Origin of the sequence: Denitrificimonas halotolerans (assembly GCF_034259425.1) — a bacterium.
Classification (GTDB): domain Bacteria; phylum Pseudomonadota; class Gammaproteobacteria; order Pseudomonadales; family Pseudomonadaceae; genus Denitrificimonas; species Denitrificimonas halotolerans.
In genome coordinates this window covers 1-16155 of record NZ_JAXIVU010000008.1, presented here as the reverse complement: position 1 = coordinate 16155, position 16155 = coordinate 1, and the positions used below count along the sequence as shown (strand labels likewise).

The 16155-nt window shown below is 46.8% G+C and carries 14 protein-coding genes; 11 read left to right on the top strand and 3 right to left on the bottom strand.

Annotated elements, in window-relative coordinates; genetic code table 11:
- Positions 1–162: 162 nt before the first annotated feature.
- Together recG and TOI97_RS07290 are read right to left on the bottom strand one after the other, a co-directional pair.
- Complete coding sequence (gene recG / locus TOI97_RS07295; RefSeq protein ID WP_321553466.1) at positions 163–2244, bottom strand: ATP-dependent DNA helicase RecG; 2082 nt, start codon at positions 2242–2244, stop codon at positions 163–165.
- Positions 2245–2246: 2 nt separating this feature from the next.
- Complete coding sequence (locus tag TOI97_RS07290; protein ID WP_321553465.1) at positions 2247–3167, bottom strand: hydrogen peroxide-inducible genes activator; 921 nt, start codon at positions 3165–3167, stop codon at positions 2247–2249.
- A 91-nt stretch (positions 3168–3258) separates the two neighbouring features.
- Here TOI97_RS07290 and TOI97_RS07285 point away from each other — a divergent pair, with 91 nt between their 5' ends.
- The 11 genes from TOI97_RS07285 (at position 3259) to TOI97_RS07235 (ending at position 15640) form a co-directional block, all read left to right on the top strand.
- Positions 3259–4119, top strand: coding sequence for an NAD-dependent epimerase/dehydratase family protein (locus TOI97_RS07285; RefSeq protein ID WP_321553464.1), 861 nt, complete (start codon positions 3259–3261; stop codon positions 4117–4119).
- Between the two features lie 68 nt (positions 4120–4187).
- Positions 4188–4559, top strand: coding sequence for a sirohydrochlorin chelatase (locus tag TOI97_RS07280; RefSeq protein ID WP_321553463.1), 372 nt, complete (start codon positions 4188–4190; stop codon positions 4557–4559).
- Between the two features lie 177 nt (positions 4560–4736).
- Positions 4737–5354 carry a guanylate kinase gene (gene gmk / locus TOI97_RS07275; protein WP_321553462.1) on the top strand — a complete coding sequence of 206 codons (618 nt, stop codon included), beginning with the start codon at positions 4737–4739 and terminating at the stop codon, positions 5352–5354.
- A gap of 111 nt (positions 5355–5465) precedes the next feature.
- Positions 5466–5717, top strand: coding sequence for a DNA-directed RNA polymerase subunit omega (gene rpoZ / locus TOI97_RS07270; RefSeq protein WP_321553461.1), 252 nt, complete (start codon positions 5466–5468; stop codon positions 5715–5717).
- Between the two features lie 69 nt (positions 5718–5786).
- Positions 5787–7901 (top strand): bifunctional GTP diphosphokinase/guanosine-3',5'-bis pyrophosphate 3'-pyrophosphohydrolase, encoded by a 2115-nt coding sequence (gene spoT, locus TOI97_RS07265; RefSeq protein WP_321553460.1) that lies wholly within the window; start codon positions 5787–5789, stop codon positions 7899–7901.
- A gap of 78 nt (positions 7902–7979) precedes the next feature.
- Positions 7980–8360: a RidA family protein gene (locus tag TOI97_RS07260; RefSeq protein WP_321553459.1), complete on the top strand. Its 381-nt coding sequence runs from the start codon at positions 7980–7982 to the stop codon at positions 8358–8360.
- Between the two features lie 326 nt (positions 8361–8686).
- A complete protein-coding gene (locus tag TOI97_RS07255; RefSeq protein WP_321553458.1) occupies positions 8687–9115 on the top strand; it encodes a PACE efflux transporter in 429 nt (142 codons plus the stop codon).
- A 479-nt stretch (positions 9116–9594) separates the two neighbouring features.
- Positions 9595–9927: an HVO_A0114 family putative DNA-binding protein gene (locus TOI97_RS07250; RefSeq protein ID WP_321553457.1), complete on the top strand. Its 333-nt coding sequence runs from the start codon at positions 9595–9597 to the stop codon at positions 9925–9927.
- A complete protein-coding gene (gene dcm, locus TOI97_RS07245; RefSeq protein ID WP_321553456.1) occupies positions 9917–11167 on the top strand; it encodes a DNA cytosine methyltransferase in 1251 nt (416 codons plus the stop codon). Before TOI97_RS07250 ends, dcm begins: the two co-directional genes overlap by 11 nt.
- A gap of 12 nt (positions 11168–11179) precedes the next feature.
- Complete coding sequence (locus tag TOI97_RS07240; protein ID WP_321553455.1) at positions 11180–13099, top strand: McrB family protein; 1920 nt, start codon at positions 11180–11182, stop codon at positions 13097–13099.
- Positions 13100–13126: 27 nt separating this feature from the next.
- Positions 13127–15640, top strand: a complete 2514-nt coding sequence (locus TOI97_RS07235; protein WP_321553454.1) for a restriction endonuclease-like protein — start codon at positions 13127–13129, stop codon at positions 15638–15640.
- Between the two features lie 404 nt (positions 15641–16044).
- On the opposite strand, the gene TOI97_RS13335 is transcribed toward TOI97_RS07235, so the two are convergent.
- A complete protein-coding gene (locus TOI97_RS13335; RefSeq protein ID WP_407651316.1) occupies positions 16045–16146 on the bottom strand; it encodes a hypothetical protein in 102 nt (33 codons plus the stop codon).
- Positions 16147–16155 lie beyond the last annotated feature (9 nt).

Sequence of the window (16155 nt, the reverse complement as noted above, 5' to 3'; positions counted from 1 at the left end):
AAAGCCTCGTACTTTTAGTGCGAGGATGGATAGCGAGGGCGGCGCAAGCTGCCCCCCTATAGGCTGTTAAAGTCTTTGCAGTGTGAGCGCATACTGTCATTATCGCGGCCGGGCATGGCCGTCTAGCAGTAGGAATCCTCCTCCTTTAGGTCGGGGAGGATGTCAATAAACTTGGCCGTATTGTTGGCCATGTTTGAGCCAACGTTCGAGCAAAGGGCTGACACGATTGGGGTGCTCGCGCAACAGCTCGGCGGCTGCTTCACGCACCGAGGGTAGCAGTGGTGCATCGCGCATCAGGTCAGCCACTTTAAACTGCAGCAAACCGGTTTGTCGGGTGCCAAGCATTTCCCCTGGGCCGCGTAACTCCAAGTCTTTTTCGGCGATCACAAAACCATCGTTGGTTTCACGCATAATGGCCAAACGTTCGCGACCGATTTGCGACAAAGGAGCATGGTAGAGCAGCACGCAATGGCTAGCGGCACTGCCTCGACCTACGCGGCCACGCAATTGGTGCAGTTGGGCTAAACCTAAGCGCTCGGGGTTTTCGATAATCATGAGGCTGGCGTTGGGGACATCAACGCCGACTTCAATCACTGTCGTGGCCACCAACAACTGCAACTCGCCTTGTTTAAAGGCGTCCATGACTTGCGCTTTTTCTGCTGGTTTCATGCGGCCGTGAATCAAGCCAACGTTTTGTCCTGCTAGGGCTAAGGTTAAATCTTCATAGGTGCTTTGCGCCGCTTGGCAGGTCAGCTCTTCAGATTCTTCAATCAGCGTGCACACCCAGTAAGCTTGCCGGCCTTCGGCGCAGGCTGCGCGCACTCGTTCAATCACCTCAAGACGACGGTTATTACTGAGCACTAAGGTGTTGACTGGGGTGCGGCCGGGCGGTAATTCGTCGAGTACTGACGTGTCTAAATCCGCATAGGCGCTCATGGCTAAAGTGCGCGGAATAGGGGTGGCGGTCATGATCAGCTGGTGCGGGCTGGTTAGGCCATCTACGCCTTTATTGCGTAAGGCTAAGCGTTGTTGCACACCAAAGCGGTGCTGTTCATCAATGATGGCGAGGGCAAGGTTTTGAAATTGCACTTCATCTTGAAAGAGTGCATGGGTGCCCACCACCATAGGGACTCCAGCCGCAATTTTTTCTAAGGATTGGTTGCGGGCTTTGCCTTTGAGCTTGCCCGCGAGCCAAGCTACTTCTATACCCAGTGGCTGTAACCATTTACTGAAGTTCATGAAGTGTTGCTCGGCGAGAATTTCTGTGGGTGCCATGAGCGCCACTTGATAACCGGCTTCTAACGCTTGCAAAGCAGCTAAGGCCGCAACGACGGTTTTACCCGCGCCTACATCCCCTTGGACAAGGCGTAACATAGGTGCATCTTGAGCAAGATCGTAAGCAATTTCTTGGCCGACCCTTTGTTGGGCGCCAGTGGGGGTGAAGCCCAGATTGGCTAAAAACAATTGAGGCAGTTTTTTTGCCGGCGGTAATTGTGGTGCCCGTTGCTGGCGCAGACTGACTCGTACCCGTTGAATGGACAGCTGATGGGTGAGCATTTCTTCAAAAGCAAGTCGCTGTTGAGCCCAGTGCACCCCTGCGTCTAATTCATCTAAGTCAGCATCGGGCGGTGGCTGATGCAAATAACGAATGGCATTTTCTAAGGCACCCAACTGGTACTTTTCTGTTATGGAAGTAGGGAGCCAGTCTGGCAGGCTGCGTGGGTTTAAGTAACTCAGTGCTTGCTCGCATAGGGCGCGTAAGCGCAGTTGAGTGAGGCCTTCGGTCGTGGGGTAGATGGCTGTGAGTGTGCTGTGCAGCGTCGGTGTTTCGTCGGGCTGGTGGACGCGGTACTCAGGGTGATAGATTTCTAAACCGGTTGCACCTGGTCGCACTTCACCATAACAGCGCACTTGAACACCTTTTTCTAAGGCATTTTTTTGCGCCATGCTGAAGTGGAAAAAACGTAAGGATAGACCGCCACTGCCGTCTTGAATACGCACCAATAAACTGCGGCGCTTCCCCATGACGACATTAGCCGCCATCACTGTTCCCACCACCACTGCATCTTGTCCAGGGCGTAACGCACCAATGGGGGTGATGCGCGTGCGATCTTGATAGCGCGAAGGTAAGTGAAAGAGTACATCTTGCAGGTTTTCAATCCCGACTTTGGCCAGTTTTTCGGCCATGGCAGGACCGATGCCTTTGAGTACGCTAATAGGGGTGTGTACTAATAAGTCCGACATCTTTAGTGCTCGCTATAAACACGTGCAGCATCGCACTGGCGAATGGCTTCCATCAACGCATCAATGGCTTTGGGTCGCGGAAAAGTAGCTCGCCAAGCAATGGCAACGGTACGCGTAGGGGCCGGCTCGGTGAAGGGGCGGACCTCAATCACACCTTCGGCATAGTGGTGGTTATCCACTGCGGACAAGGGCAGTACAGATACACCTAGACCTGAAGCGACCATGTGGCGAATGGTTTCCAGGGAGCTGGCCTCCACTGTGGTGTAGCTATGTTCAGGGTCACCGGGCAGCATCACTGGGCAGGCTTCTAACACTTGATCACGGAAACAGTGCCCTTCGCCCAATAGTAATAAGCTTTTGTCATTGAGCATGGCGTTATCAATGCTCTTTCGTTGCGTCCAAGGGTGTTCGGCCGGCAGTAGGACGCAGAAAGGCTCTTTGTAGGCCGCTTTGGTCAGTACATCAGCATCTTGGTAAGGCAGCGCAATGATGATCACATCCAATTCGCCTTGACGCAGTTTGTCGCGCAGGATATGGGTGAAGTTTTCTTCAATGTACAGCGGCATTTCCGGCGCGCTTTTGTGCAGTAAAGGGATCATCTGTGGAAATAAATATGGCCCCACAGTGTAAATCGCACCGACCCGTAAAGGGGCGGCCAGTTGGTTTTTTCCGGCTTGAGCCAGCTCACGAATGGATTGGGCCTGTTCTAATACGCGTTGCGCTTGGGCGACAATGGCTTCACCCACGGGAGTGACTCGTACCGCACTTTTACTGCGTTCAAAAATCAGTACGCCGAGATCTTCTTCTAGTTTTTTGACACCAACCGATAAGGTGGGCTGACTGACATGGCACGCCTCAGCCGCACGACCAAAGTGACGCGCCCGAGCTAAAGCAACGATGTAGCGAAGTTCAGTGAGGGTCATAGTGAATTCCAATTAGGATTGGGATCATCATAGCTGTTACATTTATTGCTGACCAATACATTTCGGACCGAATAACTGGGGGATGCAGGCAATGCAGGAACAAAAACGTGTGGTGATCGTGGGCTGCGGTGATATTGGCAGTCGTGTTGCTGTACTGCTGCAAGCGCAGGCTTGGTTGGTGTATGGGGTGCGCCGCAATACTGCGCAATTACCCGAGCAGGTGATACCCATTGCCGCAGATCTCAATAATCCCACATGCCCCAGTGCTTGGCCGCAGTCTCCTATTGATTATGTGGTGTATGCCATGGCTGCACAGGGCATGACTGAAGAGGGCTATCAGCAAGCCTATGTGCAAGGGCAAAAGCATTTGTATCAGTGGCTTGAGCAGCATCAACAACAACCGAAGCGGGTGGTGTTTGTATCCAGTAGCAGTGTTTATGGGCAAGCCGATGACAGTTGGATTGATGAAACCTCGGTCACTGAGCCCAGTCGCTGGTCTGGGCAAATCATGCTAGAAGCTGAGCAATGCGCACTGAACAGTGGTCATCCAACGACTGTCGTGCGCTTAACGGGTATTTATGGGCCTGGACGCAATATGTTATTGCGCCGTGTACGAGAGGGGTATCATGCACCGCATTTACACAGTTTCACCAACCGCATTCACGCTGATGATGCCGCTGCTTTAATTGTCAAAGTGTTACAGGCTGATGCGCAGGGCCACGCGTTGGAGTCGGTTTATATTGGTGTGGATGATGCGCCAGTGGAGCAATCTGAGGTGGTGGCTTGGTTGCAGGAACAATTGCAGGCCAGCAGTGTGCCAGGTTTAGTGCTTAAACCACGCTCGGGGAGTAAGCGTTGCAGTAATGCACGGGCACGGGCTTTAGGTTGGCAGCCGCAATACCCCAGTTATAAGGAAGGTTATGCGGCACAGCTGGCTGAGTTCACAGGCTGAGCGTAATCCTTTAGCCCAGAGCGGTAGACGCCGCACTCATCAGAACCATCCAACCCAAGGAAATCCACATGAAACACTTATTGATCATCGCCCATGGCAGTCGTCGTGAAGCATCCAACCATGAGGTCCTTGATTTAGCCGGTAAAGTAGCGGCACAACTACAGTTACCAGTAGGGCAGGTCAAGGCTGCTTTTTTAGAACTGGCTCAGCCGTCCATTGCTACAGCGCTGGATGAGAGCTTCAGCAATGGTTGTACAGAAATGCTGGTACTGCCTTACTTTTTAGCCTCAGGTAATCACGTGGTCAGTGACGTACCCAATGAGGTTGCTGCCGCACAACAGCGCTGGCCTGATAAAAAAATCACCCTTTTACCGCATATTGGTGCAGCACCGAGCATGGTGAATTTAATCGCCAATAACTACCACACAAAAGACGCTTAAGTGCAGCAAAAACAATTACAGATGAAGCCGCTTCACAATTGCTGCTAGAATAAGGCATTCATTCGTAACACATCGCAGAGCGCAGCGGCAGAACCTTCCTCTAGGAGGCTATGTTCGTCTGCATCGTGGGCTGTATGAGTACACCGCTGCGGCGTTTTGAACTTTTATAGGTATTGCATGAGCACAACTGGGACGCTTTATATTGTGTCTGCCCCTTCCGGTGCAGGAAAAACAAGCTTAGTGAAGGCTTTAATCGATGCCATGGCGCAAGTGCGTGTATCGGTGTCACACACAACACGCGGTATGCGTCCTGGGGAAGTCGATGGCGTAAACTACCACTTCACTCCCCGTGAAAAATTTGTCGAAATGCTTGAGCAAGGCGATTTTTTAGAACACGCGGAAGTCTTTGGCAATCTGTACGGTACATCCTTGTCTTGGGTAAAATATACCCTCGCTAAAGGCTATGACCTGATCTTAGAAATCGATTGGCAAGGTGCACAGCAAGTGCGCAAATTAATGCCAGAAGCAAAATCCATCTTCATTTTGCCGCCCACTCATCAAGACCTGCGTCACCGCCTTAACAATCGCGGTCAAGATGCAGAAGATGTGATCGATTTGCGCATGCAGCAAGCCATTTCTGAAATGAGCCATTACGTTGAATACGATTACATTATTATCAATGATGTGTTCGCTACGGCCCTGGAAGACCTCAAAGCCATCTTCCGCTGCAATCAGTTACGGCTTGAACCCCAACAAAAACGTCACACACATCTGCTAAACGACCTGCTACGATAGTGACAACTGTGCGACAAAGCTCGATACACCTTTCTTTGTCGCGCATTATTTCTTAAACTGTGTCTACTTATGCGCCCATTTTGGCGCTGTTTTTTTCTGTGAGGAATATCCATGGCTCGCGTTACTGTTGAAGATTGCCTAGAACACGTTGATAACCGCTTTTCATTGGTTATGTTGGCCACTAAACGCTCACGCCAATTGGCGACCGGCGGTAAAGAACCTAAATTACCGATTGAAAACGACAAACCAACAGTACTGGCGCTGCGTGAGATTGCCGCCGGTTTAGTTGATGAAGAAATGATCGCCGCCGAAGAAGCGCTCACGGCTGACGAGCCATTGTTTGCTGCCTTTGACGATAAATAAGCGTATCTGTTTAAGCGTGCGCTGTGCTGACTGTGTGAAGAATAATGGATTGCTACCTGGAGGTGAGCTATGCCTGCTTTAGATCGCCTAACTGGGCAGTTATCTACTTATCTAAGTAAAGATCAAGTCAATGCGGTGCGCCGTGCTTACTACTATGCTGAACAAGCCCATGATGGCCAGTTACGCAGCAGTGGTGAGCACTATGTCACCCACCCTTTAGCGGTTGCTACGATTTTGGCCGACATGCACATGGACCATCAAAGTTTGATGGCTGCCATGCTGCACGACGTCATCGAAGACACCGGCATCCCCAAAGAAGCCATTACCGCGCAGTTTGGCAGCAACGTTGCTGAGTTAGTGGATGGGGTGACCAAGCTGACTCAAATGAAGTTCGGCACTAAAGCCGAAGCACAAGCAGAAAACTTCCAAAAAATGGCCATGGCCATGGCGCGCGATATTCGCGTGATCTTAGTGAAGTTGGCTGACCGCTTGCATAATATGCGCACGTTAGGTGCTTTAAATGCGGAAAAACGCCGCCGTATTGCTAAAGAAACTTTAGAAATTTATGCACCCATCGCCAATCGTTTGGGCATGAACCGCATTTATGCTGAGTTTGAAGACCTAGGCTTTAAAGCCATGCACCCGATGCGTGCCACTCGGATTCAATCAGCGGTTATTAAAGCACGCGGCAACCGTAAAGAAATCGTTAATAAAATTCAAGAATCCCTTGAGCACTGTTTAGAGCGCGAAGGCTTACCGGGTGAAGTCAGCGGTCGTCAAAAGCACCTGTACAGCATCTACCGCAAAATGCGGGGTAAGCGTAAAGCTTTTAACGAGATCATGGATGTCTATGCCTTCCGTATTGTTGTCGACAAGGTGGACACCTGCTATCGCGTGCTCGGTGCAGTGCATAATTTATACAAGCCTTTTCCTGGTCGCTTTAAAGACTACATTGCGATTCCTAAAGCCAACGGTTACCAATCCTTGCACACTACCTTGTTTGGTATGCATGGTGTGCCGATTGAAATCCAAATCCGCACCAAAGATATGGAAGAGCTGGCCAACAATGGTATTGCTGCACACTGGCTGTATAAAACTGAAGACGATGATGGTCGCCGCAATAACCATGCGCGCGCGCGCCAGTGGGTGAAGGGGCTGCTGGAACTGCAAGAAAGCGCCGGTAACTCTTTAGAGTTCATTGAAAACGTTAAAATCGATTTATTCCCTGATGAAGTCTATGTGTTTACCCCTAAAGGCCGCATCATGGAATTGCCGCGAGGCTCCACACCTGTGGATTTCGCCTATGCTGTGCATACCGATGTGGGTAACACCTGTATTGCGTGCCGCGTCAATCGCCGTTTAGCACCTTTATCTCAAGCATTAGAAAGTGGTGCTACGGTTGAGGTCATTACCGCCCCCAATACTCAGCCCAACCCCAATTGGCTGAACTTTGTGGTCACAGGGAAGGCCCGTACCCACATTCGCCATGCTTTGAAACAACAGCGCCGTGAAGAATCGGTCACCTTAGGCAAGCGCTTGCTCAGTAAAGCTTTAGACAACCTAGGCTCTAGCCTTGAAGCAGTTTCCGTCGAACGCCTCAACACCTTGTTGAAGGAATACCAACAAGATGAACGTGATGACCTGTTAGAAGACATTGGTTTAGGTAATCGCACCCCGCACGTAGTGGCTCGTCGTTTACTGGCAACCGAAGAAAGCGAAGCGCATCCACTGGCGGCAGATGGCCCGCTGGTAATTCGCGGTACCGAAGGTTTGGTTCTAAACTACGCGCGCTGCTGCACCCCGATTCCAGGTGACATCATTGTGGGGCACTTATCGGCTGGTAAAGGTATGGTGGTACACCGTGACAGCTGTAAAAACATCAGCGAGTTCCGCAACAACCCAGAAAAATGCATTCCACTGACATGGGCTAATGATATCGACGCCGAGTTTAATGTGGAATTACGCATCGAGCTGGCGCATCAACGCGGTTTAATTGCGCTCCTTGCTGGCACCATTAGCGAAGCCGATGCCAACATTGACAAGATCAATGTGGATGAGCGCGATGGCCGTATCAGTGTGGTGCAGCTGGGTATCAGTGTGACCGACCGCGTCCACTTAGCGCGTATTATCCGTAAGTTACGTGCCCTCGTGGGTGTCTCACGTATCACACGCATGCGTGCTTAATTGCTTTTCTACCGTACGCTTAGGCCGGTGTGCTGCATTGAGCCTGGCGGACGGGTTATCTAAACAACGGAGAATATCATGAGCAAAACCATTATCAGCACGGAGCATGCGCCAGCAGCAATCGGCACTTACTCACAAGCGGTACGTGTAGAAAACACTGTGTATATGTCTGGACAAATCCCACTGGACCCCAAAACCATGGAAATGGTAGAAGGCTTTGAACAGCAAGCGGTACAAGTGTTTGAAAACTTAAAAGCCGTAGCAGAAGCGGCAGGTGGTTCACTCAATGATATCGTTAAACTCAATATTTTCTTAACTGACCTGGATAATTTCGGCGCTTTAAACGAAGTCATGGGCCGTTATTTCAGCGCACCTTACCCTGCACGCGCAGCCATCGGTGTTGCTTCTTTACCCCGCAACGCCTGCGTTGAAATGGACGCGGTGCTCTACCTCGGTTAAACCCTGTGGTGCGTGCGCTCGCTGAGTAAGACACCTCCTTGAGGCTACGAGCTTGGTGTTTGGGGGGCACGCACCGCACAGAAGGATGCCGTCGAAAGCGACGGTTTGTGTAACACCCCTTCGTGCTGTATTCACTGTCTGCAGGCGTGGGACGATGCCAGTGTTTAGCCGGTGCTGAAATACAGTATAATGTGCAGTCTTTGCAGGCGGAAACCGTGGCTCTGCAGCAAGGGAAGTTCTTTCCTTGCATCTTAAATTTAACTTTCGACCGGGACGGGCCGGCTCTTGACGAATCAAGCAGCCTGTAGAGGCTATTGGAGTTTCAGTTGATCACATTAAGTCCGTTTAAACGTCGCCTTGTCTACGTTTTGTCTTTTGAGTTGTTGGGTATCTTTTTTGCTACTTTGGTTTTGATGGCATTAAGCGGCAGTGGTGCCGAAAGCTCTTTACCGGTAGCGGTCTTGGTCTCAAGCACTGCGGTGGTGTGGAACTATGTCTATAACACCCTGTTTGAAGCTTGGGAAAGACGTCGTCAATTCACTGCGCGCACGTTCAAAATTCGCAGTTTGCATGCACTGGGCTTTGAAGGTGGATTGTTTTTGTTTTGCTTACCGGTGTACATGCTTTGGTATGGCGTGGGCATTTGGGAGGCCATCGTTATGGAAGCTGCACTGCTGCTGTTTTTCTTAGTGTACACCTTTATCTTTACATTGTTGTTTGATCAGGTGTTCACCTTGCCGCATATGACGCAGTAGGCGTAGCTGCTCAGTAGTTTGTGTTGTCCTGTGGTTAACGAGGCCGCCCAAATAGGCTGATGTGACATTCCCGTAAATCATGCACGCATGCTTGCAGGCTACCTAGTGCCCTTTAGTAATTGCTCGTAACGCAAGTTAGCTTGCCCGGCAAGACTCGCCCGCGCATGTACTGTGTAAAGTAGTATTTTTATGACTAGCCGAGTATAGCCATGTCACCTCTAGGACACCACGTAAACACCAAGTTTAGGCTCCAGCAACGATAATGCAGCGAGAGCACTTGTTGTGCTTTATCTGCACAGAAAGAAGCTTTATTGCTCAGACGGAAAATGCTTTGCTCTATTATCATCAGCTGATAATATGTGCTTTACTTGTATAAATATACAGTTATTTGGTTGGTGGAAGCCTCTCTAATAGTGTTCTTTTTCAACTTTGAACTTCACGTTGAAATCCCGAGTTAATGATTGGAAAACGAGTTGTATATGAAAAGCGCCAAACAATCGCGTTGCGTGATAGGCATTAAGGGGCAGGCACCTGATCCAGATTACCCAGTGGATATTTGGTTTGATTCTCTTAAATCAGTGGCCAATGTGCTGTCGAAAGAAAACCAGCAATTGTTGAAAGTCATTGCAGAGCAAGAACCTCAGTCAGTAACCGAGCTGGCGGCGCTGACAGGGCGGGCGGTGAGTAATGTGTCGAGAACTCTTAAAACACTAGGAAAGTACAACTTAGTAGAAGTGCAAAGTACAAAAACGATGCTTCGCCCTAAAGTCATTCATCAAGAATTTTTAGTAGTAGTGAATAATGAGAAATAAAATTAATGTTCTTCAACAAGCTCAAGTATTGATTAAACCACTAGCTCTGGAGCATGTGCCAGAAGGAAGTGACGTTCAAGCTGTTATTGACCAGTGGCTACATGCGGTCGCAACCGATAGTTCGTTTTATTGTAATCCAAGCCGTATTGGACCTGATAAATTAAAAGAAAAAGTTATAAAACTGCTTAAAGAGAATAACTTATATACAACGCGGAATGCCTTTTTTGAGAAGGTGTTTGGTGATTTAAAATTAAAACCAGATTTCGATACGAAATTTCGTTTTATTGACTTATTTGCAGGAATTGGAGGTCTTAGACTTGGGTTTCAACAAAATAGTGGGGCTTGTGTTTTTTCGTCAGAATTTGATAAGCATGCTCAGCAAACCTATAAAAATAATCATGGTGAACAGCCATTTGGCGATATAACAAAAATTCCAGTTCATGAAATTCCTGAACATGATCTCCTCTTGGCTGGTTTCCCATGCCAACCATTTTCACATGCAGGTCTTAAATTAGGGATAGAGGATACGAGGGGTACTTTATTTCATGATATTGCGAATATTTTAGAAACAAAAAAACCTAAATTTGCGTTGCTGGAAAACGTAAGAGGTTTAATTAGTCATGATAAAGGCTATACATTAAAGGTGATTCTAAAAACACTTACCAAAATAGGGTATAGCTGTAATATTCCTAAAAGTGTTATTGAGAATGGAGCCACAAAAGAAATTCAAAATTTAGCCAAAGAAATGGTTCTTAAGTCAGTAGATTTTGGAATACCTCAGAATAGGCAGCGCATTTATATTGTCCTATGGCGTGATGGTGAGTTGGATAGATTTGAATATCCAGAACCACTAGAAGTTGAAGTAAAAGTTGGTGATATTTTGGAGGAATATCCAGATCCTAAATTAACTATTTCCGATAGACTATGGGCGGGACATCAACGGAGAAAGATAGAAAATAAAAAAAACGGTAAAGGTTTTGGTTATGGCTTGGTAACAGAAGAGTCGCCTTACACGAATACGATCTCGGCAAGATATTATAAAGATGGAAGCGAAGTGTTAATTGGCCAAGTTGGAAAAAACCCCAGAAAGATTAGTCCAAGAGAGGCAGCTCGACTGCAAGGTTTTCCAGATGAGTTTGAACCAAGCAGTTCTAAGGTTCAAGCTTATAAACAATTTGGTAATAGTGTTACAGTTGACGTAGTTAGGGCTATAGCTGAGCGACTCTCGGAGTATATGTAATAAAGGAATGGCATGTTAAAAAAACTTGATGAAATTGAACTTAATCAGCCACTAGTTAATAACTCTAAGCTTGTTGATTATCGGCTAACTCAAGCGCAACAAAAACTATTGCAGAATCAGTTAGGTGCCATTGGCTATGGTTTTGATGCTTATACTTCATTTGCGATAACTGATAAGGAGTCTGAAGATAAGCCTGCAAATTATGCTTTAATTCCTAATCAGTACTTTATATTTGCAAGCGAAATGTATGAGTTTGCGACTGAACTATTTAAATATTTTGAAATATATGAAAAATTAAGACCTTATGCAGATAGCTTGCTAGGCGATTTTTCTCAAATAAAAGAAAATATAAAATCTAAGCAAGCACTGAAGCAGTGTTTTGAGTTTGAAGGTGATATAGAGCTTTTTGCTAAGTTTTTAGATAAAAATGACGCTAAATATAGGCTGGGCTCAAAAAGGCTTATAAATGATCAGGGTAAGCCTAGAGGATCAAGAGACTGTTTTGGTTCTGTTATCCTGAAAGAAATTAATTTACCGGATGCATCATCAAGTATATTTGGCCGGTTGGTCTATGATTTATGCCAAAGTCCAACTACATATAGAAGTGTTTACGAAGCATATAATCAAGCGAAGAGTTCAGTGCCAAGCGTTAAGCACGTGGCTTCTGTAAATTCGTTGTTTCTGTCCAAACCCTTCCTCCTGTTAGCTGGCATCTCAGGCACTGGTAAAACTCGCTTTGTGCGTGAACAGGCTAAAACCTCTGGGCAGTTTGCTGAAACCTATTGTTTAACCTCGGTGCGGCCCGACTGGCATGAGCCGAGTGATTTGCTGGGTTATATTTCACGCTTAAATGGCGCCGCTGAATACATCACTACCGATGTATTGCAGTTTATCGCCAAAGCTTGGCGTGCGATTGCTGATAGTGGCTTAACCGTTGAAGTTCAAGATAGCGATGATCTAGGTGAACGCCTAGTGGTAACAGGTGAGCTTGATGCGTTAGATAAGGTGCTGCCTTACTGGCTGTGCTTAGATGAAATGAACCTTGCCCCTGTTGAGCAGTATTTTGCTGATTACCTGTCAGTGCTTGAAACTCGCGAATGGCGTTGGTCAGATGACAGCTTTACCTACAGCAGTGATGCCTTATTAAAACCCGCCACCATTAAAGAAGTCGCTGATAAAGAAAAGCTCCGCGAAGCGCTAGGCTTTGACAGCGAAGAATATAATGAGCTTTGGGAACTGATTTGCGAGTATGGTTTAGGTATTCCGTTTAATCTGCTGGTCGCAGGCACTGTCAATATGGATGAAACCACGCATGGTTTTTCGCGCAAAGTGATTGACCGTGCACTGAGCTTTGATTTTGGTGCCTTTTTCCCTAACGACTATAACGAATTCTTCACCCCAACTAGTTTTAATAAACGCCTAAGCTACCCTGTGCGGTCACACGCCAGTGAAGCAGATTTAGCCAATACCTTTGATGCTGATGGAGCAAAAACCGTTGCATTTTTATCGGCTGTAAACACTGTTCTAAAAAATACACCGTTTGAATTAGCGTTCCGTGCTTTAAACGAACTTCTTCTTGCTGTGGCCAGCAGCCAACCCCAAGATGACTTGATCCTAAAAGCCGTGTGGGACGACTTTATGATGTGTAAAGTTTTGCCACGTATCGAAGGCGATACCGACAAGCTCACTACATCTGATGGTAAGGCCTTGTTGGCAGAGCTGAATATTGTGCTGGCAGACCAGTTAGCCCCTATTTGGCAAGCAGAACAAGGCGATAAGGATCAACGCCCTGACTTATATCGCGAGAAAATCGTTGCCGATGGTGCTACTGATGATGAAAAAGTACTTCGCATACCTTGCCGTTCAAAAGTTAAGTTGAAGTGGATGAGCGAGCGCTTAGCCAACGCCACCTTCACCAGTTTCTGGCCTTAAACAATTGGCTTCAAGGAGGGTGAGCACATGGCAGAACTATTAAGGCTAAAAACAGACGAATTTTTATTCACCGTCAAAGCAGCGTCGGTTGAAAGCCGAAGCCGAACCTTAAGCAAAACTTTGCTTATTCGCCAATGCACTAATTCTAATATTCTTGTAAAAGTTACTCCTGCAATAAAACTTAGCGAGCAACCACGAGGCTTTGTCGATGGCCCATGCTCATTTTTGCATGCGGTAGAAGACCTTAACCACACTGATCAAGTCAATTTAGACTCCCCTATTTTTTTTGAGAATACGCTGTATCAAGTAGAGTGGATTTTTCTTAAAAATGTACAATGGGCGAGCCTAAATCACCGCTCTAAGACTGTTTGTGATGCATTTATATTTACTCCCAGTGAAGACGGATTAAGTGCACGTTTAACCGGCACCATCAATACCGGCAACGATGTGGGTTGGTTGCGTTTACCGCTCACTTTTGAGCTGAATGGCAAAACACAGACTCAGCACATTGCCTTTGAGGTGCTGCCAACCAAAATGGCACTGCACCAAGACTTGCCCGCCATGTACCAAGCCATCGACAAAGTTTACCCACTTTGGCGCTTTAGTTTGGTAGAAAAAACTGAGCAAGACGCTGCGACCAACCAGCAACGAGGTCATTTCCCTCTCATATGGCTGGCTAATTTTGCGGCCTTAAGAGAGCGCTTCGAGCAAGGCTTAAAAGTGATTTGTGCCGCACCGCATAGCCGCTTGCAACCCACAGTGGCCAATATTAAAGCTGCCAAATTAAAAGGCCGCCTGTCTCATAAACTAGCTGAGCAGGTCAAACAAGACTTTGCTAATGGTCAGTACGATAAACGCTACGCGGTCGAAAAAAAGCAACTGAGTGTCGATACCCCAGAAAACCGCTTTATCAAAATGGCGGTTAGTAAAAGCAAGCGGCAATTAGCGGAGTTTGAACAAAAGCTTAGGCAAAGTAACCAAGCCCCAGAACGTCAACGGTTGTCTGATTCATTTTTAAATGAATTGCATAGTTGGCAACAACCGTTGCAAAAAGTGTTAGGTCAAAGCTTTTTAAAAGAGGTCGGCGCATACACAGGCTTAAGTCGTGAGTCGTTAGTGCTACAGCAAAAAACCGGTTACAGCGCGGTGTATCGCGTTTGGCAGGAGCTGAAATTTTATTTAGATGTGTTTGGCAATCAGTCGAGCATTTCGATGAAGTCAGTGGCCGAGATTTATGAAGTATGGTGCTTTTTGTGTTTGAAACAGATTTTAGAGCAGGATCTCGGCTTTGAATTGGTGGAAAACAGTGCAACGAAGCTCGCCCAAAATGACTTTTTTGAGTACCAACTAAAAGATGGTTTTGCCGGTGCCTTTCGTTTTAAACGCAGCGATGGTGTGACAGCTAGGCTGGCACACGAGCCTAAATTTACCAAAAAAGGAAAATCAATCCGCTCGTACTTGGTTAACCAAGAGCCGGATATTGTGTTGGAAGTGACACTGCCTAAAAGCGCAAGTTCAGACCTGGGCTCATCAGAAGAGAAGCAGTTTATTTGGTTGTTTGATGCCAAATACCGCATTAAAACCGATAAAAACCGCTTTGATGACAGCAATGAAGATATTGAAAGTACGGATTACGTGCCAGACGATGCTATTAACCAAATGCACCGCTATCGCGATGCCTTAATTCGCTTGTCTGAATCGTCATCAAGTTCAATGAGTGGCCAATTTGCCAAGAAAAGCCGCCCTGTATTTGGTGCCTTTGCTTTATACCCAGGCTTTTTTGATCAAGCCACAAAGCAAAACCCTTACGCTAGTGCGATAGAAGAAGTCGGCATTGGTGCATTTGCTTTATTGCCTAGCCAAAGCGGCTGTGACAAGCAAAGTGGTTATTCTGGCCGCAAATGGCTATTGGAATTTTTACAAGACCAAATTGGGACAGCTCCGAGCACACAAATAGGGCAAGGTCATGAGGCCATGTATTCTGTGATAAGTATGGCCGAAAGGTTCTATGTTCAAGAAGCAGCGCGAATACCTTATTACGGCATGAGTCAAGTACTGTACCCTGATTTAACGATGACAGTAGCATTGGGCAAGTATAATGAAAGGTTTTCTCATTGCTTTGAACAGTTTAAGAATGGGGTGTTACGTTTTTATCATCTTCCAGTTTCGACATTTCAATTAAGGTTTAAAGCTCATGTAATCAATGAGGTTCGATATTTAGTGCTCATTCCTAATCATCAAACAAGTGATGATATTTCAGCGGTTTGGCTGGTACGGAATGTTCAATATTTAAAGCGAAGCGAAATCGATGTCTCTATCACCGGAAAGGAGAGTGATTCTAATGAGTTATATGTTTTATTTGAGTTAGGTCAGCCTTTTTCATTAAAAAATCCGGTTGTTTTTCTACCTGATGGCACGTTTAGGCATTCTATAAGGCTAACTACATTAAGTCGTCTTGAGAGCGTGGTCAGGATGGCTGATGTGGAAGAAGTATATGAAGAGGTGATGGTGTCAAAAGTGCAGCAATCCTCAATTAAGTAAGAAGGTTCATGAAGTGATAGATAATATCTCGCAAGCGCTACAGGAGGCTATTAGTCTTAGGTAAAGGCAACTAGTGTGATATTTAGTCATTGTTATTGCTTATTCAAGTCTAAAGCTGCATCTGAGTTATGCTGCATTCCCCTACCATTTCGCCCACTACTGTATGGGGCGTTTGTAACGGCCCTTTGCAAAATAAACGATCAAAATAAAAGGCCCTGTATTTACAAGCTGTAATCCCCCCTCAAAACCACAGAGGCTATTCGTAGAAAATTCCATTAATATAAACTCAAGGAGTTTTCTATGCGTAAATCAAAATTCACTGAGAGCTAGATTATGGCAATTCTCAAACAAAATGAGGCTGGAGTTCCAGTCCCTGAGCTATGCCGTGTGGACTTCCCACAGTTTCATAGACACTCAGCTGCCTCGTTGAGACGTTCTCTTTCTTCATAATCCGCCGGTGATAACTGGCCTAAATGACTATGTCTGCGACGGCGATTATAAAACACCTCGATGTA

Excerpts from the sequence above, each read along its gene's own strand:
- recG (WP_321553466.1), bottom strand. The coding sequence starts at position 2,244 with ATGTCGGACTTATTAGTACACACCCCTATTAGCGTACTCAAAGGCATC.
- TOI97_RS07290 (WP_321553465.1), bottom strand. The coding sequence starts at position 3,167 with ATGACCCTCACTGAACTTCGCTACATCGTTGCTTTAGCTCGGGCGCGT.
- TOI97_RS07285 (WP_321553464.1), top strand. The coding sequence starts at position 3,259 with ATGCAGGAACAAAAACGTGTGGTGATCGTGGGCTGCGGTGATATTGGC.
- TOI97_RS07280 (WP_321553463.1), top strand. The coding sequence starts at position 4,188 with ATGAAACACTTATTGATCATCGCCCATGGCAGTCGTCGTGAAGCATCC.
- gmk (WP_321553462.1), top strand. The coding sequence starts at position 4,737 with ATGAGCACAACTGGGACGCTTTATATTGTGTCTGCCCCTTCCGGTGCA.
- rpoZ (WP_321553461.1), top strand. The coding sequence starts at position 5,466 with ATGGCTCGCGTTACTGTTGAAGATTGCCTAGAACACGTTGATAACCGC.
- spoT (WP_321553460.1), top strand. The coding sequence starts at position 5,787 with ATGCCTGCTTTAGATCGCCTAACTGGGCAGTTATCTACTTATCTAAGT.
- TOI97_RS07260 (WP_321553459.1), top strand. The coding sequence starts at position 7,980 with ATGAGCAAAACCATTATCAGCACGGAGCATGCGCCAGCAGCAATCGGC.
- TOI97_RS07250 (WP_321553457.1), top strand. The coding sequence starts at position 9,595 with ATGAAAAGCGCCAAACAATCGCGTTGCGTGATAGGCATTAAGGGGCAG.
- dcm (WP_321553456.1), top strand. The coding sequence starts at position 9,917 with ATGAGAAATAAAATTAATGTTCTTCAACAAGCTCAAGTATTGATTAAA.
- TOI97_RS07240 (WP_321553455.1), top strand. The coding sequence starts at position 11,180 with ATGTTAAAAAAACTTGATGAAATTGAACTTAATCAGCCACTAGTTAAT.
- TOI97_RS07235 (WP_321553454.1), top strand. The coding sequence starts at position 13,127 with ATGGCAGAACTATTAAGGCTAAAAACAGACGAATTTTTATTCACCGTC.